Origin of the sequence: Hominisplanchenecus murintestinalis, assembly GCF_943193015.1 — a bacterium.
GTDB lineage: Bacteria > Bacillota > Clostridia > Lachnospirales > Lachnospiraceae > Hominisplanchenecus_A > Hominisplanchenecus_A murintestinalis.
In genome coordinates this window covers 1-25,776 of the sequence record NZ_CALPCM010000038.1, presented here as the reverse complement: position 1 = coordinate 25,776, position 25,776 = coordinate 1, and the positions used below count along the sequence as shown (strand labels likewise).

Here is a 25,776-nt window from a genome sequence, read left to right as displayed (position 1 = left end):
ATATACTACAAAATATGAATTTTTCAAGGTACTATAGGAATAGGGGCAAATTTATTTATGGTTTTGACCCCAACATCTTATATATGCTTTTATGATTCTCCGTTTGCCGTTACCGTATCCGGCCTTCTGCTGTCGTACACGCCGCTTGCGTCAAACATGCCTGAAGTGACTTCTGTCATCCCCTGTTTTGCTTTATACAGCATATAACCGTCGAGGTTGATACGTCCCTGGCGCACATAGTTTTCACGAATCTGTATCCAATATGGCACTGAACCGTCTACGTTACAGAAAAAGTTATACCCTGCGCTTTTAAAGTAGTTAAATTTCTCATTGTCCGCACTGTAATCGCGCCAGTCGCCAATATCATTTCCGTGGGCAAAAATAATGATATCTGTTTCTCCCACAATATTCTGCACCGTGTCCACCCACTTTTCATTATCTGCTCTCAGTTCATCCACGGTCTTATTCGTAACGCTCAAATGCCCCCAGGTATGGCTCGCAAACTCCCAGCCGGATTTTTTTATAGCCTCCGCAATCTTTTTCGCTTCTTCCACATCCTTATCCCAGTCAAAATCAGGATGCGCCGTCAGCCATGCGCTCTGGTCTTCCGTAAGATTCTCCCTGGTTTTGTATGCCTTATCCGTACGGTATCCCAATACGCCGTCATAACCTGTCAGAGCAATCATCCCTCTTGCTCCGCGGTACGCGCCGTCCGGATGCGCTTCAAGAAAGCTGTTCAGTCTGGGAACCACATCAAAATCTCCCACCGCTTCCGAGCCGTCAGGCTTGATATAGTGGCATTTTATATCGCCATTTTCATCCAGCACCAATTTATCAGGGTAACTTGCTGCTTCATACGAATGATAATAACTTAAATCATCCACGGAAAGTACAACTGCTTTTTTTTCCGGCGGCAGCAGCAGGTTTTCATTTTTCGTAAACACCTTATTTCCATTTTCATCCGTTGTCTCTACTACTAAATCGTGAAGGCGCACAAACACATATCCGTTATCATACATCTGCTGTGTAATTTTATCAAATTCTTCTACCGTAGTCATCCAGGCGTTCATGCCATCCGCCGCTCCCTGCCCTACAATAGAAGCATCCAGTGCAATCGTCGGCTCATTCATCAGCGAATGGTAAAAGATGTGGGGAACGGTATCCACATCCACCGGAACACACTTCTTCTGTGCTTCTGTATACCGGATAATTGCCTGGGTCAGTTCTGTCTTTTGCTCATACCCGTTTACCGATTTAATCTTTGCAACAGCCGCATCGTAATCATAGCCTGCCGCCAGACGGTCTGCTTCTTCCAGAATCTCTGCATTCTCGCCGGCAGGCTCCGTCTCCACTACGGCAGCGCTGCTTTTCTCCGTCTCCGGCTTTTTTCCCGGCTTTTCCTCTCCCACAACAAGATTTGTCGCCAAAGCAGTTACCCCCACAACCAAGGCCAGTGCTGCGATACATACTCCTGCCCTGATTATACCTTCCTGCCTGCGGCGCTTTTTCTTCATTCTCTGTCTCTCCTTTTTTTTCTGGAGCAGTTCATCTTCCTGTTCTCTCTTCCCCATCCCGGTTACTCCTCCGTGCCTTCATAACAAATTATATGCCCGCTGATTACAGCAGTGTAAATTCCATAACGACTGGATTATGGTCGGAATACAAAAATCCCCCGTCAATATTTTCTGCCTTCGCTTCTATATTATCTGAAACAATAAATCCGTCCACAACCACCGTATATGTCACGTCCTTTTCATATGGGATATCCGCCCCCCTGCAAGTTGGAATCTCTGCTGCATTCTCCGCTTTTGCAAAACGATATCCATCCGCCAGGTCGTCACTGTCGAGCTGATAGACCCACTCCGGCGTCTTCTGCCCCGATGGAAAGCTCTCGATAGACTCTGCGATATCATGGTTAAAATCCCCGCCAGCTATCACATAGTTCCCCTGCTCACGCTCACGGGCAAGCACTTCATTCAGCAGCGCAAGCTGTTCTGCACGAATCAGCCCGCCTTTGTCATAAGCGCTCAGATGTACCTGTATCAATACCAGCTCTTTCCCTCCGTCCACCGGAAGACGGCTTACCAGGAAACACCTATCCAAATCCGTAAACTTCGTAATAAAGGCATCGCTGACCGGAAACTGCCGCCTTGTATTTTCTAAAATCTGATACTTGCTGAATGTCAGCATCCCCGCCTGTACCGCCCCATGAGGCTCCAGAAATGGATAAAAAAGATATGCACTGTGAAAATTATTCGCAAACACAGAGCCATAGCCGCTAAGCCCTTTCTGGAAAATCTCCCTCTGATTTACCTGATAGCTCCTGTCAGCCTTTTCGTCCACCTCCTGGGTAAAAATAAAATCTGCTTCCTGGCTTTTCACCAGATTCAGGCTTCCTTCCGTATTCTCACGCTCTGCCTTCTCCGAAAGCGCCCTCGCATGTTTTCCCACCGTTTTTGTGCCGTCCAGCATTTCCCCTGTATCCATAAAAAAGGAATAGTCTGCCGAATATGCCCCAAAACCGATGTTGTATGTCATAATCCGATAGGCTTTCCCTTTCTGTACCTGCTCTGTCTGCGGATTTTCCGTGGCAAGCTTTGTAAAATCATCAATTCTGTAATACTGAATCTGCATATACGCCACATATCCCACAATCAACACCAGAAAAGCCGCAAAAATCCCTAACAGGATTTTCCCTATCCTCTTAGCCACCAAAATGCCTCCCTTTTTTCCAAAACGTTCCTGTCTCTCTTGTAATTATCATATCATTCTTCCCACGCTTTTGCAATAACGCCACATATAAAAAATCTAGCCCGACGCATGTTACATATAACAGTTCAGCCGACTGGCCTGTTACTGCTCTCTCGTGACCAGTGCCCATCTTACACTTCTATATAATATGGGCAGATATCTTCATACTGCCCGTTCTTTAACCGAAATCCTTTCGGAATCGTGCCAAGCTGCCGGAATCCTATTCTCTCATACAAATGCCTTGCATGGATATTTGACGCTACTACCGCATTAAACTGTAAAATCTTAAACCCGTTATCCCGTGCCTGCCTGATGCAGTCCTGTACCAGCTTTTCCCCGATATGCACTCCCCTGTTTTTGGCAGATACGGCATAACTCGCATTGCATATGTGCCCGCACCTTCCCACGTTGTTAGGATGCAGGATATACAGGCCTAAGATTTCTCCTGTCTGTGTATCCTCCGCCACACCGCAGTAACTTTGGTCTCCAAAAAATTCCTTTCCTGTGGTTTCCGTCAGCACTTCTTCCTGAGGAAATGCAATTCCTTCTTCTACCACCTCATTCCAAATATACAGCATGGCAGGAATATCGGTTTCTCTATATTTTCTTATCTTAACTATCATGATGTTATCCTCCCTATACATCCAAAGTATAGCATTTCCCGTGTATACTTTCAAGCATTTTCGAATATTCGTTCTTGTTTTTTATCGTCAATATCCGGAAAAATCGCTTTAATCATTTCTTCTCCCCAATAAAGTAAAATCCTTATACAATATTTTTCATTTTCCATTTACCTGTCTTGTAGTGGGCAAACGAGATACAGAAGTTTGCAAACCAGCCAAGCGGCACGGCGTACCAAACCATTGTGCAATGAGAATAATCATTATGTTTGCCGCCCGATACCCCTGTGAAACACGATCTTTTCTATTTGCTCCGATATTCTGTGCAATATAAGACGAGAGTGCACTGCCAATAGCGGACATCGGCACAATACAGAGCGTTTCAATTCGCATTGCGGCAGAGAAACCGGCGAGAATCTGCATACCGAAGCCGTTGACTACTGCCTGCAATTGCTTGCCATTAGATATACAAAACAGTATTACACAGATTCAAAATAAAGTGGTATTTTGGATTCCAGACAGACATTGTGATTCACCATTCCTTAAATCAATGTTCCATATTGCTGTCACCCGTCATGCAGCAGCCATACGGTATTCATCAATACACTCTGAAAGCACACGCACCATTATACCGATTAGGTTATACGCTATGAATGGACTTTGGTATTGCCCTGCATATTGTGCGACAGCAAATCAAATTAGAGAGTTCCGCATTAAACTTTTCCAACAGGCGGCGGACTGCTTCCGGTTCAATTTCGTGATATTTCCCAACCCACTTGCATGTTCAGAAACAATAGAGTATAATACAGCTTATATTAATAAGGAAATTCTTCGGGGCAGGGTGAAATCCCCGACCGGCGGTACAGTCCGCGACCCGCTCCGGCGGCTGATATGGTGCGATTCCATAACCGACAGTAAAGTCTGGATGAGAGAAGAATGCGATATTCTTTGAACACTATTGTCCCGTGTGCCCTTGCGCATACGGGATTTTTCGTGGAATTTCCTTTAAAGTCAAAGTCCCCGCAAGCACGGCGCTTGGCTCATTGCTGGCGGGAATGAAAAGGAGAGAAAACATGAACGCAAACACAAACGCGGCAGGAAATGCCGCAGGAAAAAGCAGCATTAAGAAAATGGTAGAAATTGGAATGCTGGGGGCGGTATCCGTCATCCTTATGATGTTCGAAATTCCCCTCTGGTTTGCCCCCTCATTCTACAAGATTGATTTAAGCGAAGTCCCGGTACTGATAGGCGCGTTTGCCATGGGACCGGCCGCCGGAGCCGTCATTGAACTGGTAAAAGTCGTCCTGCACATGGTTTTTAAGGGCAGCACGACGGCAGGTGTAGGCGATTTCGCAAATTTCCTGATTGGATGCGCCTTCATCGTCCCGGCAGGACTTATCTACAGTAAGAAGAAAAATAAGAAGCGCGCAGTTATCGGCATGACAGTTGGCGCGGTCTTTATGGTAGTAGCAGGATGCTTCCTGAACGCCTTCGTCCTGCTTCCCGCATACGGAAAAGCCTTCGGTATGCCGATAGACGCGCTTATCGGAATGGGAACGGCAGTAAATCCGGCTATTACCAGCCTGACAACTTTCGCCGTCCTGGCAGTCGCGCCGTTCAATCTGCTCAAAGCGGTGATTGTTTCGGTGATAACGCTGCTTCTATATAAATACATCAGCCCAATCTTAAAATAAATACCCCTCTCCGTTCGTGGGACTCCTATTATTTATCCATTTGTATATTATGGAACCTGATGATTTTTTAACGTCTCATAGGAATGCGTTGCTCTTTGTTGTATTATTTTAGGGGAGATTTAGAATAGCTTTCTTTATTTCGGGCACGATAAACTCGAGGTGATTATATGAACAAAGCAAAACAGGAAGAAGCGAATCGCAAAAAGAGCGATGATAAATTCAATAGCATAACCCAAAAGAAAAAACCGGAAAACCAGAACCAGGCGCACAATGCCCGTTCCGAAGCGGTAGAAGCAAAAAACAGGCAGGTTTAAGCATCCTTAGGGATGCTTTTTCCATACCTGAAACGACATGAAACGCCAATTGACAAACCTCCTTTTATGCGGTATAATCAGACACATCCGCGATTTAAACTTTAAAAGTTTAACGAGCGAAAGTATTTAAGAAAAGGAGACATGTACACTATGAAGGAAATATCGAACTTGATGAATTTCCGTCCGCAGATTAAAGTCGTGGACGCGACGCTTCGTGACGGGGGACTTGTAAATGATTTCTATTTTTCAGATAAATTTGTTCAGGATTTGTATCTGGCCAATCTGAGGGCCGGCGTTGACTATATGGAGTTTGGATATAAAGCATCCCGCGAAATGTTCGACGAATCGCAGTTTGGCAAATGGAAATTCTGTAAAGACGAGGACATCCGCGCCATCGTGGGGGATAATAACACGGATTTAAAAATCGCAGTTATGGCAGACGTAGGACGCTGTGACTACAAAAAAGATATCATTGACCGCGCCGACAGCCCGATTGACTTAATCCGCGTTGCTACCTATATTAATACGATCCCTGCCGCTATTGATATGATTGAAGACGCCCACGCAAAGGGATACGAAACCACCTGCAACATCATGGCGCTCTCCAATGCGCGTGAGCAGGATTTGGAAGTGGCGCTGCACCTTCTGGGACAGAGCAGCGTCGATACGATTTATATCGTAGACAGCTACGGTTCTTTCTACCCGGAGCAGATTGCCCGCACCGCCCACACGTTCCTGGAAATCTGCGGACAGTACGGAAAAGAAGTGGGAATCCACGCGCACAACAACCAGCAGCTCGCTTTCGCCAACACCATCGAAGTCGTAGGCGACGGCGTAAACTTCCTGGACGCTACCTACAACGGCATGGGAAGAGGCTGCGGCAACTGTATGATGGAGCTTCTGCTCGGATTCCTGAAAAATCCGAAATACAACATTTACCCGGTTATCCAGTTCATCGAAAAGCACATGACGAAACTGAAAGAGGAAGGCGTTATCTGGGGATATGATTTCCCGTACATGCTTACCGGAATCCTGAACCAGCACCCGCGCTCCGCGATTCAGTTTATGAAGAACGGCCGCACGGATTACACAGAATTTTACAAAGAGCTGCTGGATAGAGATTAATCCTGCCGACACCATTCTTACATTTCAGGGAGTGAACCGCCGTTCACTCCCTGATCCATTTCAGATGCGCCGCAATCTCTTTTTCATATCCGTTTTCACTCGGCTCATAAAATCTTGTATCCCCCAGCTCTTCGGGAAGATATCTCTGCTTTGAAAAATGTTTCGGAAAATCGTGGGCGTATTCATACCCCAGCCCATGTCCCAGCTTTTCCGCTCCCCGGTAATGAGAATCCTGCAGATGAGACGGAACGGTGGCTTTCTGGCGCTTCACAGACTCCGTCGCATGGAAAATCGCATTGGTACAGGAATTGCTCTTCGGGGCGCACGCTACATAAATCGCTGCCTGTGACAGAATAAGCTGAGACTCCGGCATACCCACACGCTCGACCGCCTGGGCTGCCGCCACGGCCACCTGCAGCGCCTGCGGATCTGCGTTCCCCACATCCTCCGAAGCACAAATCATGATTCTCCGCGCAACAAAGGTCACACTCTCCCCTGCATAAAGCATCCGCGCCAGGTAATACACCGCCGCATCCGGGTCAGAGCCCCGCATACTTTTGATAAATGCGGAAATCGTATCATAATGGTTATCCCCTGTCTTGTCATACCGCACGGCACGTTTCTGAATACATTCCGCCGCCACATCAAGCGTGATATGGATTTTCCCGTCGCTTCCGCGCTCCGTCGTCAGAACGCCCAGCTCAACCGCATTCAACGCCGCCCGTGCGTCTCCGTCCGCGATATCTGCCAGAAATTCCTCTGCGTCCGCATCAATCACAGCGTTATATTCACCCATTCCCCGCTCTTTGTCGTACACTGCCCGCTCAATCAGTATCTTGATATCATCCTTCGCCAAAGGCTTCAGCTCAAATACGATCGAGCGCGAAATCAAAGCGCCGTTCACCTCAAAATACGGATTTTCGGTAGTTGCGCCCACCAGAATCAGCGTCCCATCCTCCACAAACGGAAGCAGATAGTCCTGCTGCCCCTTATTGAAGCGGTGAATCTCATCTACAAACAGAATCGTCCGCTTCCCGTACATCCCCATACTGTCTTTCGCGGACTTTACCACTTCTTCCATATCTTTTTTTCCCGCCACCGTAGCATTAATCTGCGTAAACTCCGCGCTGGTAGTATTGGCTATGACCTTCGCAAGCGTCGTTTTCCCTGTTCCCGGAGGACCATAGAAAATGATAGAGCTTATCTTATCCGCCTTAATCGCACGGTAAAGCAGCTTGTCCTTTCCGATAATATGCTGCTGTCCTACCACCTCATCAAGAGTCTTTGGGCGCAGCCGGGATGCCAGCGGCGCCTCCGTCTCCATCGTATTTTTCCTCATATAATCAAATAAATCCATCTTCCCCTCCGTTTACTCCAAAACCAGTTCATCCACTGTTACAAACTCAAACCCCCGCTCCAACAAGGCGTCTACAATTTTCAGCGCTGCCTCCACAGACGAATCGTAATAATCATGCAGAAGAATGATACTGTTCTCCTCTGCCCTGCTAAGTACTTTCTGAACCACCGCATCCACATTTTTCGTTGTCCAGTCCAGCGGGTCGATGCTCCACAGTACCGGAAACATCTCAAATCCACACTCCAGCTTCTTATCCCACGCGCCAAAAGGCGGACGCACAAACTCCGTATTTTTTCCGGTAATCTCCTTCACCAGCTCACTCGTTTTTGTAATCTGTGCGCACGCCTCTTCCTCCGGAAGCCCGGTAATCTTTACATGATCATACGTATGGTTACCGATGAGATGTCCCTCCTCGTCCATGCGTTTAATAATATCTTCGCGTCCCTCAATATTCTTCCCCACCACAAAAAAGGTCGCTTTCACATTCCGCTCCTTTAGCCCATCCAAAAGCTTCGGCGTGTAGACCGGATGCGGCCCGTCGTCAAAGGTCAGCGCAATCCTCGGCTTCACATCCTCTGTAACCGCCTGGGAAATCCTGCCCCATAACAGCCCCAGTCCAAGAATAGCCACCGCTGCAATCATTATCAGAATATTTCTTCGTTTCACACACAAACCGCCCGTTATTAAAATTACTAAATATATACGCTGAGGGGCAATTCTCTATTCCATGAAACAGCCGTTTATAATCCTTTTCATTCATTATACCATAGACTTCCCCTAAATTCTGCACAATTTCAAAAATCGAATAAATCCTTGCAATAAGAAGTGGCGCAATCCCTCTTCAAGTGGTATACTATAAATATTATAAAAAAGAAAGGGGGATGCTTTTATGAAAATACAAAAATTTAAAACGATACGCATCCTAATCACTGCGCTGATGTTTCTTACCGGAACCCTGGTTATAACATCCGGTGCACAGGCAGCCGACAGCCGCTATTATGTTTCTATGGAGGCTCCTGCTCAGACACAGTATGGAACAGACAATGCCGTAATCAGCTGGAAACTCAGCTATATCAGCTCTTCCAATACAACAGAAACGGCCGGATACAACATTTACCTGGGAGAAGACTACGGGAGCACAAAACTCTTCGCAAAAACCCCGAACACTTTCTACAAAATCACCGGGCTGGAGGACGGAAAGAAATACTATGTAAAAGTAGAGCCTTACGCCGCAGACGGGTCCATTGGCAGCGGCAGGAGCCTGACCATCGAGACGATGCCGGCGCGGGTGAAAAATTTCCGGCAGGAACGCTGGTGGTATTTCATCAATATGCTTGAAGTAGCCTGGGATCGGATAGAGACTGCCGATACCGTCAACATTTCTCTGTACAACAGCAAAGGGAAAAAGGTACAGTCAAAGATACTTTCTCCATCCAGCAGCAGCGTATCTTTCTCAAAAATGAAAGATGAAGTTTACACGGTAAAAATACAGGCCTCCCGAACCATAAACGGAAATACCTGGCAGACTCCTGTTTCCACCATCCAATGCTTTAACCAGGCGCGCATCAGTTCCGCAAAAGTATCTAAGAAAAAACTGACTGTCAAGTGGAAAAAGGTAGGCGGCGCTACCGGATATGACATCTACGTATCCACAAAACAGAAATCCGGCTACAAAAAGTTGAAATCCGTCGGCAAAAATACAACGAAAGCTACATTTTCAAAATTTAAAGGAAAATCTTTCAATCCGAAGAAAACTTATTATATCTATATAGAGACTAAAAAGAAAAACGGAAAAAGAATTGACAAATCCGGCAGGCTTTACTACTGGAACACCAAAAATACGGCGACCGGTTACTTTTAACAACACAGGAGGAACGGTATTATGATGGATCGCATTTTTAACATGGATAACAAATTTTTCACTTTTATGGGAAAAGCCGCTGATTTGATTCTTCTAAACATCATCTTCCTGATTTGCTGCCTTCCCGTGGTGACCATTGGTGCATCCGTTACCGCAATGTATTATGTAACCCTGAAAATGGTACGGAACGAGGAATCTTATATCTCCCGAAGCTTTTTCCAGTCGTTCCGCCAGAATTTCAGGCAGGCAACAGGAATCTGGCTGATCCTCCTGGCTGGAGGAACGGTTCTCTGGCTGGATTTTCAAATCATGGAGCAGGCAGGTTCCGGCGGAATCTTTCAAGCCGTTTATCTGGGACTGTGCTTTATTCTCCTGATTTACGGCATGATATCCGCTTACATATTTCCGCTGTTAGCCAAATTTGACAATACCGTAAAAAACACTTTTAAGAATTCCCTGCTCATGTCCATCAGGCATCTGCCCTATACCATCCTGCTTCTGCTCATTACCTATGTGCCGATGTTCCTGACTCTGAACTATGGCGTTGTCCTGGTATACGGAGCCGTGGTCTGGCTGGCGGCAGGCTTTGCCCTGACAGCATTTATCAATTCACACATCTATATGAGGATTTACAAAAATTACATTCCGGAAGAAGCGCAAGAAAATGATTCCGAATGGACGCTGGGAGAATAATTACAGGGAGGCATTTCGCCTCCCTGCTTCTTAAGAAAAGAGATCCTGGAAAAATCCTACAATCGCGTCTATGATTCTTGTAAAAAAATTTCCTACACTCTCTGCATCAAAGTTAAAATCCAGATTTTCTAATTTATGGTACAAATCTTTCGCCTGCTCTTTGATGGCGTCTACGTTCAAATCCAAACCGTCGATTTTGTCCATCAGCCCGGTAATCTTATCCCTATCCTCATCGGAAAGACGAATCTCCAGCTCGTCCGCCGCCTGTTTCACCAGATTTTTAATATCTTCACTGCCGCTGACCGCACCCTCGGCCACCTCCTGTTTCACCAGCGCCATAAGCTGTTCTACCTTCTCAGGATCCCCTACGCTCTCCACGATTTCCCCTGTGATTACCAGTTCATTGTTCGCAGCATCCAGGTTTACTTCAGGAACCTCTTCCCCGGTCATCGTCTCATAAGCTTTGATAGCGCCCACCAGCGCCGCCGTCCCGGATATTGAAAATGGTCCTGCCACTGTAATATCTGCATCTTCCACTCCGGCAGTAATCAACGCATTCCGGTACATGCCTGACGTACAGTAGGAAATATTGTTTGTGCTTACATTGATACCATTTCCCGCCTCTTTTCCCACTACCATAACAGAAGAGAGCGCCCTTGTCCCTATCACGCCGGCATCCAGATAGCTGTCCAGATATTTATGTTCATCTTCATTTGTAATCGTGACCACATCATAATCTTTCAGCTCTGCCTCCGTCACTCCGAGCAGCTCCAGAACTTTCGCCCTCTCTGACTCCTTTAAGTCTGCGCCCAACGCCACGTACGGCTTATCAATCACTGCATCTACCCTGTCCGCCAGCGCTGTCATTCCTGACGTAAGGAACATACATGCCGCCAGGGCTCCTGTTAACATCTGCTTCTTTCCCATCAAAATCCCTCCTGTTTCTTATTATTCATCTTTCCTGTGCCCTCCAGACATTCCGAAAGCCATGTATAAATGTCCCGGTAAACTTTTTCCCTGTCAGTCTCATTCAATATCTCATGTCTATCGCCCGGATACAGCCTGCACTTCACATTTTTCATTCCCAGTTCCTTAAACCGGGCATATACCAGCATCACGCCTTTTCCGTAAGCTCCTACCGGGTCGTCCCCGCCTGCTGCAAACAGCACCGGAAGGGTTTTCGGCATTCTTCTCAGATAGCTCTCCTCCGAAAGTTTATAAAGACCCAGGAACATATTGTAATAGGCATTCAGCGTGAAGCGGAATGTGCATCTCTCATCTGCCACATACGTTTTCACACAATTCTCATCCTTCGTCAGCCATTCCTTGCCTGCGCGTGACTTCCCAAATCCCCTGTTATATCCTCCAAATGCCAGCGCGTCCACAAACCGGCTCCGGTAACGCCATCCCTTTACCCTCGCGAACAGCTTACAGACTAACATTCCCAGCATGGCTATGTTCCCCGAATGGTGCCCGGTTCCCATGATAACCGCCCCGGCCAGCCCTTTCCCATAGCAGCAGATATACTGCCTCGCCAGGAACGAACCCATACTATGCCCCAACAGGAAATATGGCGCGTGCGGATAATCCTCCTGCACCATTTTCCGCAGTCTGTGTAAATCCTTTATCAGCGTAGAATTTCCGTTTTCCTCCGCAAAATACCCATACTCTTCCTTCGAGCGGATGGATTCCCCGTGCCCCAGATGATCATTCCCCACCACCAGGACTCCCCGTTCCGCCAGGAACACTGCAAACTCGTCGTAGCGTTCCACAAACTCGCACATCCCATGAGAAATCTGCAGAACTGCCTTCACCTCCCCTTCAGGCACCCACTTTACCGCATGGACCAGCGTAATAGAGTCATTGGATAAAAACTGCATATGCTGTCTGATTACCATAAAATCACCCCTTTTACTTTTCATCTGCATCTTTGGCGTCCGCATGCACTCCCCATGCCGGCGGATACCGGAACCGCAGCCTGTTCCACGGTTCACTGCTGCTTCTTCCATACTATACCACACTTTAAAGAGAATACTCCTTAAAATTCTGTGAAAAATTGACTTTTTCTCTTAAACAGGTTATTGTAGGATGCAGATTATCAAAAAGGAGAGTTCTACTTATGAAACTGCAGCAATTACTCAGCTATACCCGAAAAGCTGTTGATGAATACCAAATGATACAGGAAGGAGACGCCATCGCCGTGGGCATTTCCGGGGGAAAGGACAGCCTGGCTATGCTCTATGCGCTACAGGGACTTCGGCGCTTTTACCCAAACCATTTTGACATCCATGCCATTACCGTCAGCCTGGGATACGAAGGCTTCGACTTATCCCCCATACGTTCCCTCTGCGAAGAGCTCGAAGTCCCCTACACCGTAATAGACACTGAGATCGCCCGCATTATCTTTGATGAGCGGAAAGAGGACAATCCCTGCTCTCTGTGCGCGAAGATGCGCAAAGGCGCTTTTAACCAGGAAGCGAAACGCATTGGCTGCAATAAGGTCGCCTATGCCCACCATAAAGACGATATAATTGAAACTATGCTCCTTTCCCTCATTTTTGAGGGAAGGTTCCATTCTTTCTCGCCGCTCACTTATTTAGACAGAATGGATTTGACGGTTATCCGTCCATTGATGTTTGTAGACGAGGCAGATGTGATTGGATTCAAAAATAAATACGCGCTTCCCACTGTCAAAAATCCCTGCCCGGCAGACGGTTACACGAAACGGGAATACGCGAAAAAACTGCTCCGACAGCTAAACCTGGAAAATCCCGGCGTGAAAGAGCGTATGTTTTCAGCCATCTTAAACGGAAATATCGCAGGATGGCCCCCGCGTATCCTGCGGTAAGGCGTTTATAAATCCTTTACATTTTTTTAGATTCTATATATGTTATTCCCCCGGAAACTGTGCTATCCTTTCTACTAGAATTTATTTAGGAAGTGACGGAATTGAAAACACAAGTCTTATATGTAAGCGGAACCGGAAATACTGAACAGATTGCAAAAGCAGTTTATCAGGAAATTCCCGGTGCTTCCAAGGATATCATGAAACTGGATTCCTGCTTTGAAAAACACTCTGCCGACATGTACTTTATCGGCTTTTGGGTAAACCGCGGCTCTGCCAGCGTGGAAATTCTTGACTTTCTCTCTGGCCTGCACGGAAAAAACATCGCGCTTTTCGCTACCTGCGGTATGGGAAAACACCCTGAATATTACCGCAAAATCGAAAAAAATGTATCTGCTTTTATCCCGGATGACAACCAATATCTGGGCGCCTTTTTCTGTCAAGGCAAAATGCCCATGCATGTGCGCCGGAAATATGAACAGATAGAAACTTTTGAAAACGGAAAACAGGTAGAACAGATGCTTCATAATTTTGACGAAGCGCTGCTCCATCCCGACCGCAGAGATTTAGCAAACGCACGCGCTTTTGTCTGCTCCGTTTATCAGAAACTGCCGTCCGATACTTACTGACCGGCTCATCGTTCTCACAGGAGGAACCTTTATATGAAGCAAAAATTTCAGAACTTTATGTCTGGCCGTTATGGCGTTGATGACTTTTCAAAAGCCCTGCTCTATGCTACCCTCGCCCTGTGCCTCGTCTCACTATTTACCCGGAACCGGATGCTGAACCTGCTGCTGACCGCAGGCCTGGTTTTTATCTATTACCGTATGTTTTCCAAGAATTATTCCCGGCGTTATCAGGAAAACCTATGGTATCTCCGGCAAAAAGACAAAGTCATGCACTTTTTCCGGCGCCAGAATAGCCTTGCGCAGCAGCGGAAAACTCACCGCATTTATACCTGTCCCCAATGCCGTCAGAAAATACGGATTCCCAAAGGACACGGAAAAGTGCAGATTACCTGCCCCCAATGCAAAACTGCGTTTATCAAACGCTCTTAATTCCTCGGAATCCCGACGCTGCCCTTTTTAACTACTGCTTTCCACGGAGAGATTATGTTTGGATACATCACTGTGAACCAGCAAGAGCTGAAAATAAAAGAATACAACCGCTACCGCGCCTATTACTGTGGCCTGTGCAAATCCTTGCGGGAGCGTCATGGCATAGCCGGACAGATGACGCTGACTTATGATATGACTTTTCTTGCCATACTGCTCAGCGGGCTTTATGAGCCGGACAGCTGTTCCGGTCTGGAACGCTGCCTGGTTCATCCATGCAGAAAGCACAAGATTCTTTCCAATGAATATACCGCCTATGCCGCGGATATGAATATTCTGCTGGCTTACCACAAATGCATGGATGACTGGCTGGACGACAAAAGCCTCTGGAAACTTTCTTATGCCCGGCTTCTCAAAAAACGATACAAAACGCTGGAAGCCCGATATCCCAGACAAGTACAAGCCATAAACATTTATATGGAAAATGTACATAACGGCGAAAAATGCCGCCTGGAAGATTTAGATTTGATTTCAGGTTACACAGGCGTTCTTCTTAGTGAGCTTTTTACCTGCAGAGAGGACGAATGGAGCGCTATCTTAAGACAGATGGGATTCTTCCTGGGAAAATTTATCTATCTTATGGATGCTTATGAAGACCTGGAAGCAGATATAAAGAAAGAACTTTACAATCCCTGGATATTCTATCGAAACCAGACAGATTTCGAAAAATTCTGCCTGGAAACCCTTCATATGATGGCCGCCGAATGCGCACGCGAATTTGAAAAGCTCCCTATTCTTATGGACGCAGAAATCCTTCGAAATATCCTGTATTCCGGTCTTTGGTCAAAATATGAAATGATTCAGAAAAACTATAAGGAAGAGAAAGAAGAAAAATAATGTCAGACCCTTACAAAATCTTGGGCGTCAGCCGCGATGCCTCTAACGATGAAATAAAAAAAGCATATAGGAACCTAAGCCGCAAATATCATCCTGATGCAAATATAAACGCTCCGCATCCCGAAACTGCCGAAGAAAAATTCAAAGAAATCCAGCAGGCATACCGCCAGATTATGGATGAAAGGGAACACGGCGGCTCCTCTTATAGCTATACTTCCTACGGACGTACTTCTTATGCTGGCTCGGAAAACGGTTCTTCCGTAAAAATGCAGGCAGCTGCAAACTTTATCAACTCCCGCCATTTTAAGGAAGCGCTCAATGTCCTGAACGACATCCCTGAACACGACGCCCAATGGTATTTCTTCAGCGCCATTGCTAATTCCGGACTTGGAAATAATGTAACCGCCAAACAGCTAGCTTCTCAGGCAGCGGCTTTAGACCCTTCAAATATCCAATACCGCCAATTCCTTCAGCAGCTTGAGTTCAGCAGTACCTGGTACAGTTCCGTGGGCAGCGCCTACGGGCAGACAGATATGGGAAATCGTTTCTGTCTGAATCTGTGCCTGCTGAATTTATGCTGCGGCGGCTGCTATTTTCCCTGCTGATTTACAGGGAATCATGACCCGCCGCCTTGACAGTCAGCCGCCTGCATCGTGTGTCCGGGGCTGTCCGATGTCCAGGTATTTAACCTTCGCATGCCGTTTATGAGCACGCAGCAGCCCGCTTGTCTTATTGTACAGCCAGAAAGAATATACCAGTACGTTATTTGCTGCCCCGATTTTCTCTTTGGTGGTACCGTGGTAATACTCGCCCCCCGCACGGATGGGGGCTTTTCTTCTGACCGCCGCAATCAAGTCTGACTCGCAGGTAATCTTATCTGCAAACTTCGTATATGCCAGTCCCACACAATTTTCTTTATGGGAATCGCTTCCGCCGAATCCCGGGAGATAATATTCTTTCGCCAGTTCCTTTGCTTCCTGATTCCTCTCCGGTGACTCACAGGCATTAAACGTCTCCACAAAATCAAACCGCCGCATCAATGAATCTTTCTGCCGCCGGAATACCTTGGTTCTCCCAAAACTCATATATTTTTCCCCGCAAGGATGCGCTGGGCCTACAATCCCTCCATAAACATGAACAATCGTAATCAACAGGGATACCGGCATCCCCCGCACCTCCAGAATACGCGGCTTTACTTTCTCAGGCATTACTACAATCATATGCCCGGCATTGATCGTATCATATTCAATCCCTTTCAGAACCACGAAATCCTGTGCCGTTCCATCTTTCACCTGATTCTTCCAGGCCCGGTATCCGTCATAAGAATTGTGGTCTGTCACCAGCATTCCCTGAAACCCTTTATCTTTAAGTATACGGATATAGTCCTCAAGCCCTACTCTCCCATCCAGAGAGCCCTCCTTTGTATGGCAATGCATGTCAAATTTCATATAAATCCATCCTTCCGATGCTTTGTCCAGGTTCTGCTTCCTTTCGGTGTGCGCAGCCTGCTAAAGGCAGGCTGCGTATATGCTACAGTTTCTCTGCCGCCCGCTGATTTTATGCGTGTGGAAATATTATTTTAATTGCTCTTTCATAATAATAACATGCACGCCAAGGGGATTGATGACTACGCCTTTTGCCTGTTCTGCTACAACTTCCGTAAGTTTATCATAGGGAATCACAGCTCCATGAAACTTGCTGCTGCCCCCGAATTTGTTAAATTCATGCATATCCGTAAAGATTGGCTGGAACATAGCGTCCTCCTTGATTTTCATCAGCGGAACCTTCTTGTCCTCCTGGACAGGTACGATATAGACCCCACGACGCATGTTTGCCGTAAGCTCCTCTTCCATCTCTTTCATTTCCTCCGTCGGCTGCACGCCCGGCGCCCTGCGCAGCTCCTGCATCAGATACATTGCCGTAAGCTGGAACTCCGGGTTGTCCACACGAATCTGTCCTTCCGGCATCTTACTGTAATCCGGAGGCGTCACCAGTTCTTCCAGAAGAATTTCCATCTGTTCGTCCCCCTCATCCACAAGCATGGCATTTATCCCCAGAAAATAAAGACTGGAATAAAAGTTCAGGAAATCTTTATTTTCCACCTTCAGAACCTGCACCGGAATTTCCTGTTTTCCGTATTCTTCCGCTGCCCCCCTTGCATTCTCTTCTTTCCTGAAAATATAAATCTGGTCATTATATGTCTCCTGGTCGCAATAGACGTAGGGAAGCCTCGTGCATCTCGAAAAAAGCACGAAAATTTCCCCTGAGTTCCTCAATTGCTGAAGCATAAACCTTTTTTTGCCGTCAATCTGTGCCATATGCTGCCCCTCTCTTACTTTTGTAATCTGCGTAATTTTCCTAAAACAATTTGTTCTTAGTTTATCATAACATAAATGCGTCCAAAAACCCAGATCCTATTTATATTTTTATAATTATAACTGTTTGGTCAATTACTTATAATTTACTGTTTTTCGGAAACACTAAATGAATACCACACTGCGAGGAGGTCAGTCTCCATGAGTTTTTTTCCAAAAATGAATTTCCGGGTTCTTTGCATGGAAATCCTCGGCAGCTTCCTGATTGCCGTCGGCATTTATAATTTTGCGCTTCCTGCCGGATTTCCTATGACCGGGTTTTCCGGAATTGCCATTATCCTGCACCGCCTGTTCGCCCTTCCCGTCGGCTCTATGACCATCGTACTCAATATCCCGGTCGCTCTTTTCTGCTGCCGTCTTCTGGGAAAAACCTTTTTCCTGCGTTCTTTTCGCTGTATGCTGATTTCTTCTGTTATGATGGATGCCGCCGCACCTCTGCTCCCGCTTTACCAAGGAAGCCGCCTGCTGGCTGCCATTTCCACCGGAGTCCTCGGGGGGATTGGCTACGCACTGATTTACATGCAGGGTTCTTCCACAGGTGGGATGGACTTTATTACCATGTCTATCAAATCTTTCAAGCCTCATGTTCCCCTGGGGCGGATCGTGTTTGCTGCAGACGCTATAATTATTCTCATTGGAGGTATCATTTTCCGGGATGTCGATGGAATCATTTACGGACTAATCGTCACTTATCTGTTTTCCATCATGGTAGACCGCACCATGTACGGCGCGAATGCCGGGAAGCTTACCTTAATTGTCACTTCCCATCCCCGGCAGATTACCGAAACAATCGTCAACTGCATCGGCCGCGGCTCCACCATCCTAAATGGGCAGGGCAGTTACCGCCATGAAGAACGCTTTGTCATTCTGTGCGCCTGCAGCAAAAAACAGATGTACTCCTTACAGCAGGCAGTACGCCTGACCGATCCCGGCTGTTTTCTGATTATCCTGGAATCTAACGAAGTACACGGAGAAGGATTCCATCCGCTGGCTCTGGGACAGAAACCCATCAGCAAACATTGAATCCATAGAACTTCAGAACTTTTGTACGAAAAAAGTACAGAACAAACGTGCGATTTGTTCTGTACTTTTCCGTTAGATAGTGGTATACTATTACTGCTGAAAACAAATAGAACAAATCAGAATCCGTTCATAAAGGAGACTTTCATGGATCATTTTGAATTAGTATCACAATACGCCCCCACTGGCGACCAGCCACAGGCAATCGAAGAATTAGTAAAAGGATTTCAGGAAGGCAACCAGTTTCAGACCCTTCTCGGCGTTACCGGTTCCGGTAAAACATTTACGATGGCAAATGTTATTCAACAGTTAAACAAACCGACACTTATCATAGCACATAATAAGACATTAGCCGCCCAATTATATGGAGAATTTAAAGAATTTTTTCCGAATAATGCGGTAGAATACTTTGTCTCCTACTACGACTACTACCAGCCGGAAGCCTACGTCCCCTCTTCGGACACTTATATTGCAAAAGACTCTGCTATCAATGACGAGATTGACAAGCTGCGTCTTTCTGCGACAATGGCTCTGGCAGAGCGAAAGGATGTAATCATTGTCTCCAGCGTATCCTGTATCTACGGTTTGGGCGACCCTGTGGACTACAAAGAAATGGTAATCTCCCTGCGTCCGGGTATGGAGAAAGACAGAGATGAAGTCATGCGCAAGCTGATCGATATCCAGTATGACCGCAACGACATGGATTTTAAACGCGGTACTTTCCGGGTTCGGGGAGACGTGCTGGAAATTTTCCCGGCAATGAATACAGACACCGCTATCCGGGTAGAATTTTTCGGAGATGAGATTGACAGAATTACAGAGATTGACGTGCTGACCGGAGAGGTAAAAACAAGTCTGGAACATGCGGCAGTCTTCCCGGCATCCCACTATGTAGTACCTATGGAAAAAATTCTTGAAGCGGCAAAAAACATTGAAACTGAGCTGGAAGAACGCGTACGCTGGTTTAAGAGTGAGGACAAGCTTTTGGAAGCCCAGCGCATTTCTGAACGGACGAACTTTGATATTGAAATGATGAAAGAGACTGGATTCTGCTCCGGCATCGAAAACTATTCCCGCCATCTGGCAGGGCTGGAGCCGGGCGCTACTCCCCATACGCTGATAGATTACTTCCCCGACGACTTCCTGATTATTATTGACGAGTCCCACAAGACAGTGCCGCAAATCCGGGGAATGTTCGCGGGAGACCAGTCCAGAAAAACCACACTGGTGGATTACGGATTCCGTCTGCCCTCTGCTAAGGATAACCGCCCGCTGAACTTTGGGGAATTTGAGAGTAAAATCGATCAGATGCTTTTCGTGTCTGCGACACCCGGGGATTATGAAGCAGACCACGAACTGCTCCGTGCAGAACAGATTATTCGTCCGACAGGACTTCTGGACCCGGCCGTAGAAGTGCGTCCGGTAGAAGGCCAGATAGACGATTTGGTCGGCGAAGTAAATAAAGAAGTAACAAAAGGAAATAAAATTCTGATTACTACCCTGACAAAACGGATGGCTGAGGATTTAACCGACTATATGCGGGAAATCGGTATCCGGGTAAAGTACCTGCATTCCGATATTGATACACTGGAACGGACAGAAATTATCCGTGATATGCGCCTGAATGTATTTGACGTGCTGGTAGGTATCAACCTGCTGAGGGAAGGACTGGATATTCCTGAAATCACCCTGGTAGCAATCCTCGACGCAGATAAAGAAGGGTTTCTGCGTTCCGAGACTTCCCTGGTACAGACCATTGGCCGCGCCGCCAGAAACGCCGAAGGGCATGTAATTATGTACGCAGACACCATAACAGATTCCATGCGCCTGGCGATTGAAGAAACACAGCGCCGCCGGAGCATCCAGGAAGCGTACAACGAAGCACATGGCATTACCCCGCAGACCATCAAAAAAGCCGTCCGCGGCTTAATCAGCATTTCAAAAGAAGTAGAAAAGAAAAACGACGATTTTGAGATAGACCCCGAATCCATGACAAAAAAAGAGCTGGAGAAGCTGGCAGCAGACATACAGAAAAAAATGAAACAGGCAGCAGCAGAGCTGAATTTCGAAGAAGCTGCTCTGCTGCGTGATAAGATGATTCTATTGAAGAAGCAGCTACAGGAGCTGGAGCACTGAGCAATACAGCCATAAACATACAGCAAACAGGAGGAAACTATGACGGAAAACAAAGACAAAAAACCGATGATTCGAATCCGGGGAGCAAATGAAAACAATTTGAAAAATATCAGCCTGAACATTCCCAGAAATGAACTGGTCGTTCTTACCGGGCTGAGCGGTTCGGGAAAATCCTCCCTCGCTTTCGACACGATTTATGCCGAAGGGCAGAGACGGTATATGGAGTCCCTCTCCTCTTACGCACGGCAATTTTTGGGGCAAATGGAAAAACCGGACGTGGAAAGCATCGAGGGGCTCCCTCCCGCGATTTCTATCGATCAGAAATCTACAAACCGCAACCCCAGGTCTACCGTAGGAACCGTGACGGAAATCTACGATTATTTCCGTCTGCTTTATGCCAGAGTCGGAATCCCCCACTGCCCAAAATGCGGAAAAGAAATTAAGAAACAGACTGTAGACCAAATGGTGGACCAGATTATGTCCCTTCCGGAGCGCTCCAAAATCCAGCTTCTGGCGCCCGTAGTGCGCGGAAGGAAAGGAACCCACGCAAAGCTGCTGGAGCAGACAAAGCGCAGCGGTTACGTCCGCGTGCAGATTGACGGAAACCTGTATGAACTGTCAGAGGAAATCACTCTGGATAAAAACACGAAACACAATATCGAAATCATCGTAGACCGTCTGGTTGTAAAGGATGGCATCGAAAAGAGACTAACGGATTCCCTGGAAAACGTATTGGAGCTTGCGGAAGGACTGGCAATCGTAGACGTCAACGGTGAAGAAACCCTGCGTTTCAGCCAAAGCTTCTCCTGCCCAGACTGCGGAATCAGTATCGATGAGATTGAACCCCGAAGCTTTTCCTTCAACAATCCTTTCGGCGCCTGCCCGGACTGCTTTGGACTTGGCTATAAGATGGAATTTGATGAGGATTTAATGATTCCTGATAAATCCCTAAGCATAGCAAACGGGGCAATCGCCGTCATGGGATGGCAGTCCTGTACAGACCAGGGCAGCTACACAAGGGCAATTCTGGACGCCCTGGCAAACGAATATCAGTTTGATTTGAACACGCCTTATGAAGATTTGCCTGAAACTATACAGGATATGCTGATTAACGGTACCAATGGCAAGTCAGTCAAAGTACATTATAAAGGGCAGAGGGGTGAAGGGATTTATGACGTAGCCTTTGAAGGGCTCATTCGAAACGTGCAGCGCCGCTACCGGGAAACCGGTTCCGAAACCATTAAGCAGGAATACGAAACGTTTATGCAAATTACACCGTGTAAAGCCTGCAAGGGACAGCGTCTGAAAAAAGAAGCGCTCGCAGTGACAGTCGGCGAAAAAAATATCCACGAGGTCACTTCCCTTTCCATCCGGGATTTACAGACATTTATGAACACTGTAGAGCTTTCTGAGCATCAGCTTATGATCGGAAAGCAGATTTTAAAAGAAATCCATGCCCGGGTAGGTTTCCTCGTAGATGTAGGGCTGGAATACCTTACACTGGCACGGGCGACAGGCACGCTCTCCGGCGGCGAAGCCCAGCGTATCCGGCTGGCCACCCAGATTGGCTCCGGTCTGGTAGGCGTCGCCTATATCTTGGACGAGCCAAGCATTGGGCTTCACCAGCGGGACAATGATAAGCTGCTGCGGACACTGACAAACCTGCGCGATCTTGGAAACACCTTAATTGTCGTGGAGCATGATGAAGATACGATGCGCGCAGCAGACTATGTAGTGGATATCGGCCCTGGAGCCGGTGAACACGGCGGTCTCGTGGTCGCAGCGGGAACTGCCGATGAAATTATGAGACAAGAAGGCTCTATCACCGGAGCATACCTGAGCGGAAAACTGAAAATTCCCGTGCCTTCCACACGCAAACAGCCCACAGGATATCTTAAAGTCATCGGCGCACAGGAAAATAACCTGAAAAATATTGACATAACTATCCCTCTGGGCGTCATGACCTGCGTAACCGGAGTATCCGGTTCCGGAAAAAGCTCGCTTGTAAACGAAATCCTTTACAAAGCCCTTGCAAAGAAATTAAACAGAGCCAGGACGGTTCCCGGCAAACATAAGCGGATTGACGGTATCGAACAGCTAGACAAGGTAATTGCTATTGACCAGTCGCCAATCGGACGAACCCCCCGCTCAAACCCTGCCACATATACAGGAGTCTTTGACCAAATCCGTGATCTCTTTGCCAGCACTGCAGACGCCAAAGCCAAAGGCTACAAAAAAGGGCGTTTTAGCTTTAATGTCAAAGGCGGACGCTGCGAAGCATGCTCCGGAGACGGTATTTTGAAAATCGAGATGCACTTCCTTCCGGATGTGTATGTACCCTGTGAAGTCTGCGGCGGAAAACGCTACAACCGCGAAACACTGGATGTAAAATATAAAGGAAAAAGCATTTACGATGTACTGAATATGACTGTGGAAGAAGCGCTGGAATTTTTTGAACATATTCCTTCTATCAAAAGAAAAATAGAAACTCTGTACGATGTAGGTCTGTCTTATATCCGCCTTGGACAGCCCTCCACGGAACTTTCCGGCGGCGAGGCGCAGCGCATCAAGCTCGCCACCGAACTCTCCAAACGCAGCACCGGGAAAACCATCTATATTCTGGACGAGCCGACAACAGGGCTGCATTTTGCCGATGTGCATAAACTTATAGAAATCCTGCAGCGTCTTTCAGAAGGAGGAAATACTGTCGTTGTCATCGAACACAACCTGGACGTCATTAAAACGGCCGATTACATCATCGATATCGGCCCCGAAGGCGGTGACAAAGGCGGCACCATCGTGGCAGAAGGAACTCCTGAGACAGTAGCTCAAAGCACCTGTTCTTACACTGGACAGTATGTGGCACGGTATCTCTGATACCGTGCCACGCGAGTTCCCATCTTATATTTGCTTGTTTTACGATAACTCAATTCTTTCAGGTACTAAAATACGTTCAAAAGCGCCCTTGCGTCGGTCTTTGTTTTACGATAACTCAATTCTTTCAGGTACTAAAATGTCCCTTCTGCCAAAGGCCCACTCCCCAGAGTTTTACGATAACTCAATTCTTTCAGGTACTAAAATTAAAGTGGGTTTAGCTAATGCAAGTGATCAGTTTTACGATAACTCAATTCTTTCAGGTACTAAAATACCGGAGTAGAAATAACTGTACCCTCTGGGGTTTTACGATAACTCAATTCTTTCAGGTACTAAAATAAGATGGCGTGATGATACGTTCTACGTTGGTTTTACGATAACTCAATTCTTTCAGGTACTAAAATCTCCTTGCGCCCTGATTCGCTTGCTTTGTCGTTTTACGATAACTCAATTCTTTCAGGTACTAAAATTCCTTCTGCGTTCAGCAGCCGCCTTTCCAGTTTTACGATAACTCAATTCTTTCAGGTACTAAAATACAAAAGGTATAGGGACAGTAGAAGTGAGGTTTTACGATAACTCAATTCTTTCAGGTACTAAAATTTGATTCTATTGATATAAAGAACAACCCTGTTTTACGATAACTCAATTCTTTCAGGTACTAAAATACCATATCCATAAAAACAGAATCAAACGTGGTTTTACGATAACTCAATTCTTTCAGGTACTAAAATACCATATCCATAAAAACAGAATCAAACGTGGTTTTACGATAACTCAATTCTTTCAGGTACTAAAATGGGCGTAAGTGCTGTCGCAAATGCCCTGCTGTTTTACGATAACTCAATTCTTTCAGGTACTAAAATATGGAGGGTGTGATTTTATGAGAATCAGAGTTTTACGATAACTCAATTCTTTCAGGTACTAAAATTAGAGTGTGGGAGCAACAGCCCGCAGCAGGTTTTACGATAACTCAATTCTTTCAGGTACTAAAATTGTACAATGTACACTATGTCAAGCGGTTTTGTTTTACGATAACTCAATTCTTTCAGGTACTAAAATTGAGGATGTTATTATTTTGGAGATAATGTTGTTTTACGATAACTCAATTCTTTCAGGTACTAAAATATCAAATCGACAACTTCCTTGACATTTCAGCACCTTTTACGATAACTCTCTATGATTATATCACATCTTTTTCCATTAAAAAAGCCTTTTCTAAAGAATTTAAACCGCTTTCCACAGATGTTTTGATGCAAAGCGTTTCTTGGAGCAACTTTAAAAGTACATTACTTTTTAAATGAATCGTATGCTCCTCGTTCCCTATGTTTTGAATAATCATCCGTATCTCTCCACAGAGCTCTTCTGGAGCCCACTTCATTTGGCATGGGTACTGATTTTGAAAAAACTTCACTACCTGCTCCAGTTCTGGAAAAGAAAAAATACAATGATTTACCACATTGATTCCTTCTATACTTCGCTCATCTACAACTACAAATCCCTCTATGCTTGTTGAAAATATAAACCAGACGTCGAATTCTTTACAAAACTGCTCTGCCTTTTTAAAAAATTTTTTGTAAGCGCAATAATCCAGCAAATGATCAACATTTTCAAAAATCACCAGACATTTTTCCGGCTTTCTGCGCTGCATTTCCCATAAAAGCTCAAGATAAGTGTCCAACAGTTCCACATTTGACAAACTCTCTAATGCCCTTTCCCCTACACCAAAAACCTCAGAAATCTGAACAATTTCCATAATGCTTTTTGTACTATATCCTATCTCTAGCATTTTCATGTTACTTTGCAATTCTCTGTTTAGCTCCAGATACAAACGTTCCAGCCCCTCGGCTATTTCATCTATAATATTTTGGCATTCGAAGTCCATACATAGATTCGAAAAATACTGCGCCATCATACTCGACCTGGAAATTCTGATCGCATTAATTAAACTTTCGCGTGCAGCAACATGAAAAACAGAAAAATATTTTCTTCCAACCTTTCTTCCTTCTATGCGTATATTATCCTGCATCTGCTCTTCATAAGACGCATATTTCCCGCCAGAAAAATATTTATACAGAGATTGAATAATGGGTTAAACCAGATAGGGATAAAAATAGATATGTATCGGCAGGAGCATAGATTTTCTCCTGCCACGCCTATAT

24 protein-coding genes, 1 pseudogene, 1 CRISPR repeat array and 1 riboswitch are annotated in these 25,776 nt (G+C 46.1%); of the genes and pseudogenes, 14 read left to right on the top strand and 11 right to left on the bottom strand.

Annotated features, from left to right (window positions below; all coding sequences use genetic code 11):
• Positions 1 to 89 precede the first annotated feature (89 nt).
• The 4 genes from NFR99_RS11840 to NFR99_RS15490 form a co-directional block, all read right to left on the bottom strand.
• Positions 90 to 1,571: a polysaccharide deacetylase family protein gene (locus tag NFR99_RS11840; protein ID WP_251353701.1), complete on the bottom strand. Its 1,482-nt coding sequence runs from the start codon at positions 1,569 to 1,571 to the stop codon at positions 90 to 92.
• A gap of 46 nt (positions 1,572 to 1,617) precedes the next feature.
• Positions 1,618 to 2,712 (bottom strand): endonuclease/exonuclease/phosphatase family protein, encoded by a 1,095-nt coding sequence (locus tag NFR99_RS11835; RefSeq protein ID WP_251353700.1) that lies wholly within the window; start codon positions 2,710 to 2,712, stop codon positions 1,618 to 1,620.
• A gap of 170 nt (positions 2,713 to 2,882) precedes the next feature.
• Positions 2,883 to 3,374 carry a GNAT family N-acetyltransferase gene (locus NFR99_RS11830; RefSeq protein WP_251353699.1) on the bottom strand — a complete coding sequence of 164 codons (492 nt, stop codon included), beginning with the start codon at positions 3,372 to 3,374 and terminating at the stop codon, positions 2,883 to 2,885.
• Between the two features lie 156 nt (positions 3,375 to 3,530).
• Positions 3,531 to 3,764: an MATE family efflux transporter gene (locus NFR99_RS15490; protein WP_251353702.1), complete on the bottom strand. Its 234-nt coding sequence runs from the start codon at positions 3,762 to 3,764 to the stop codon at positions 3,531 to 3,533.
• A 157-nt stretch (positions 3,765 to 3,921) separates the two neighbouring features.
• Between NFR99_RS15490 and NFR99_RS15600 the strand changes: the two are divergent.
• The 4 genes and pseudogenes from NFR99_RS15600 to NFR99_RS11810 form a co-directional block, all read left to right on the top strand.
• Positions 3,922 to 4,092: pseudogene (locus NFR99_RS15600) on the top strand (WYL domain-containing protein); the annotation flags it as partial.
• 102 nt (positions 4,093 to 4,194) lie between these two features.
• Positions 4,195 to 4,312: riboswitch (FMN riboswitch) on the top strand.
• A 132-nt stretch (positions 4,313 to 4,444) separates the two neighbouring features.
• A complete protein-coding gene (locus tag NFR99_RS11820) occupies positions 4,445 to 5,065 on the top strand; it encodes an ECF transporter S component (protein ID WP_251353698.1) in 621 nt (206 codons plus the stop codon).
• 167 nt (positions 5,066 to 5,232) lie between these two features.
• Entirely contained in the window at positions 5,233 to 5,379 is a 147-nt protein-coding gene (locus NFR99_RS11815) for a hypothetical protein (protein ID WP_251353697.1), read from the top strand.
• Positions 5,380 to 5,529: 150 nt separating this feature from the next.
• A complete protein-coding gene (locus NFR99_RS11810) occupies positions 5,530 to 6,504 on the top strand; it encodes an aldolase catalytic domain-containing protein (protein ID WP_120485796.1) in 975 nt (324 codons plus the stop codon).
• A gap of 43 nt (positions 6,505 to 6,547) precedes the next feature.
• Here NFR99_RS11810 and NFR99_RS11805 read toward each other — a convergent pair whose 3' ends face one another.
• Complete coding sequence (locus NFR99_RS11805; protein ID WP_135975097.1) at positions 6,548 to 7,861, bottom strand: replication-associated recombination protein A; 1,314 nt, start codon at positions 7,859 to 7,861, stop codon at positions 6,548 to 6,550.
• 12 nt (positions 7,862 to 7,873) lie between these two features.
• Positions 7,874 to 8,527: a polysaccharide deacetylase family protein gene (locus tag NFR99_RS11800; protein WP_243126832.1), complete on the bottom strand. Its 654-nt coding sequence runs from the start codon at positions 8,525 to 8,527 to the stop codon at positions 7,874 to 7,876.
• A gap of 223 nt (positions 8,528 to 8,750) precedes the next feature.
• On the opposite strand from NFR99_RS11800, the gene NFR99_RS11795 reads away from it, so the two are divergent.
• On the top strand, positions 8,751 to 9,722 hold the full coding sequence (locus NFR99_RS11795) for a hypothetical protein (RefSeq protein WP_120485799.1): 972 nt from the start codon (positions 8,751 to 8,753) through the stop codon (positions 9,720 to 9,722).
• A 21-nt stretch (positions 9,723 to 9,743) separates the two neighbouring features.
• Complete coding sequence (locus tag NFR99_RS11790) at positions 9,744 to 10,415, top strand: YesL family protein (protein WP_243126833.1); 672 nt, start codon at positions 9,744 to 9,746, stop codon at positions 10,413 to 10,415.
• Positions 10,416 to 10,445: 30 nt separating this feature from the next.
• Here the strand turns inward: NFR99_RS11790 and NFR99_RS11785 are convergent, their stop codons facing one another.
• Entirely contained in the window at positions 10,446 to 11,342 is an 897-nt protein-coding gene (locus NFR99_RS11785; RefSeq protein ID WP_251353696.1) for a DUF1002 domain-containing protein, read from the bottom strand.
• Positions 11,342 to 12,313 carry an alpha/beta fold hydrolase gene (locus tag NFR99_RS11780; protein WP_416388078.1) on the bottom strand — a complete coding sequence of 324 codons (972 nt, stop codon included), beginning with the start codon at positions 12,311 to 12,313 and terminating at the stop codon, positions 11,342 to 11,344. Before NFR99_RS11780 ends, NFR99_RS11785 begins: the two co-directional genes overlap by 1 nt.
• A gap of 221 nt (positions 12,314 to 12,534) precedes the next feature.
• On the opposite strand from NFR99_RS11780, the gene NFR99_RS11775 reads away from it, so the two are divergent.
• The 5 genes from NFR99_RS11775 (at position 12,535) to NFR99_RS11755 (ending at position 15,817) form a co-directional block, all read left to right on the top strand.
• Positions 12,535 to 13,263: a tRNA lysidine(34) synthetase gene (locus tag NFR99_RS11775; RefSeq protein WP_135975099.1), complete on the top strand. Its 729-nt coding sequence runs from the start codon at positions 12,535 to 12,537 to the stop codon at positions 13,261 to 13,263.
• Positions 13,264 to 13,364: 101 nt separating this feature from the next.
• Positions 13,365 to 13,889 carry a flavodoxin family protein BilS gene (gene bilS, locus NFR99_RS11770; protein WP_120485802.1) on the top strand — a complete coding sequence of 175 codons (525 nt, stop codon included), beginning with the start codon at positions 13,365 to 13,367 and terminating at the stop codon, positions 13,887 to 13,889.
• A gap of 33 nt (positions 13,890 to 13,922) precedes the next feature.
• Positions 13,923 to 14,318, top strand: coding sequence for a hypothetical protein (locus NFR99_RS11765; RefSeq protein ID WP_135975101.1), 396 nt, complete (start codon positions 13,923 to 13,925; stop codon positions 14,316 to 14,318).
• Positions 14,319 to 14,372: 54 nt separating this feature from the next.
• Complete coding sequence (locus NFR99_RS11760) at positions 14,373 to 15,212, top strand: DUF5685 family protein (protein ID WP_135975103.1); 840 nt, start codon at positions 14,373 to 14,375, stop codon at positions 15,210 to 15,212.
• Positions 15,212 to 15,817, top strand: a complete 606-nt coding sequence (locus tag NFR99_RS11755) for a J domain-containing protein (protein WP_120485805.1) — start codon at positions 15,212 to 15,214, stop codon at positions 15,815 to 15,817. Before NFR99_RS11760 ends, NFR99_RS11755 begins: the two co-directional genes overlap by 1 nt.
• Positions 15,818 to 15,850: 33 nt before the next feature.
• Here the strand turns inward: NFR99_RS11755 and NFR99_RS11750 are convergent, their stop codons facing one another.
• Both NFR99_RS11750 and NFR99_RS11745 read right to left on the bottom strand, forming a co-directional pair.
• Positions 15,851 to 16,660, bottom strand: coding sequence for a PHP domain-containing protein (locus NFR99_RS11750; RefSeq protein WP_120485806.1), 810 nt, complete (start codon positions 16,658 to 16,660; stop codon positions 15,851 to 15,853).
• Between the two features lie 126 nt (positions 16,661 to 16,786).
• Positions 16,787 to 17,530, bottom strand: coding sequence for an SseB family protein (locus NFR99_RS11745; protein ID WP_120485807.1), 744 nt, complete (start codon positions 17,528 to 17,530; stop codon positions 16,787 to 16,789).
• Between the two features lie 198 nt (positions 17,531 to 17,728).
• Between NFR99_RS11745 and NFR99_RS11740 the strand changes: the two genes are divergently transcribed.
• The 3 genes from NFR99_RS11740 to uvrA all read left to right on the top strand — a co-directional run bounded on the left by NFR99_RS11740 (position 17,729) and on the right by uvrA (position 23,620).
• Positions 17,729 to 18,610 carry a YitT family protein gene (locus NFR99_RS11740; protein ID WP_135975105.1) on the top strand — a complete coding sequence of 294 codons (882 nt, stop codon included), beginning with the start codon at positions 17,729 to 17,731 and terminating at the stop codon, positions 18,608 to 18,610.
• 144 nt (positions 18,611 to 18,754) lie between these two features.
• Positions 18,755 to 20,743, top strand: a complete 1,989-nt coding sequence (gene uvrB / locus NFR99_RS11735; protein WP_120485809.1) for an excinuclease ABC subunit UvrB — start codon at positions 18,755 to 18,757, stop codon at positions 20,741 to 20,743.
• A gap of 39 nt (positions 20,744 to 20,782) precedes the next feature.
• The gene (uvrA, locus tag NFR99_RS11730; protein WP_251353695.1) at positions 20,783 to 23,620 is read left to right on the top strand and encodes an excinuclease ABC subunit UvrA; all 2,838 of its coding nucleotides are present in this window, start codon (positions 20,783 to 20,785) and stop codon (positions 23,618 to 23,620) included.
• A 36-nt stretch (positions 23,621 to 23,656) separates the two neighbouring features.
• Positions 23,657 to 24,742: direct repeats of the CRISPR family, unit length 36 nt; unit sequence GTTTTACGATAACTCAATTCTTTCAGGTACTAAAAT.
• Between the two features lie 55 nt (positions 24,743 to 24,797).
• Here the strand turns inward: uvrA and csn2-St are convergent.
• A complete protein-coding gene (csn2-St, locus tag NFR99_RS15595; protein WP_416388340.1) occupies positions 24,798 to 25,691 on the bottom strand; it encodes a CRISPR-associated protein Csn2-St in 894 nt (297 codons plus the stop codon).
• Positions 25,692 to 25,776: the final 85 nt, after the last annotated feature.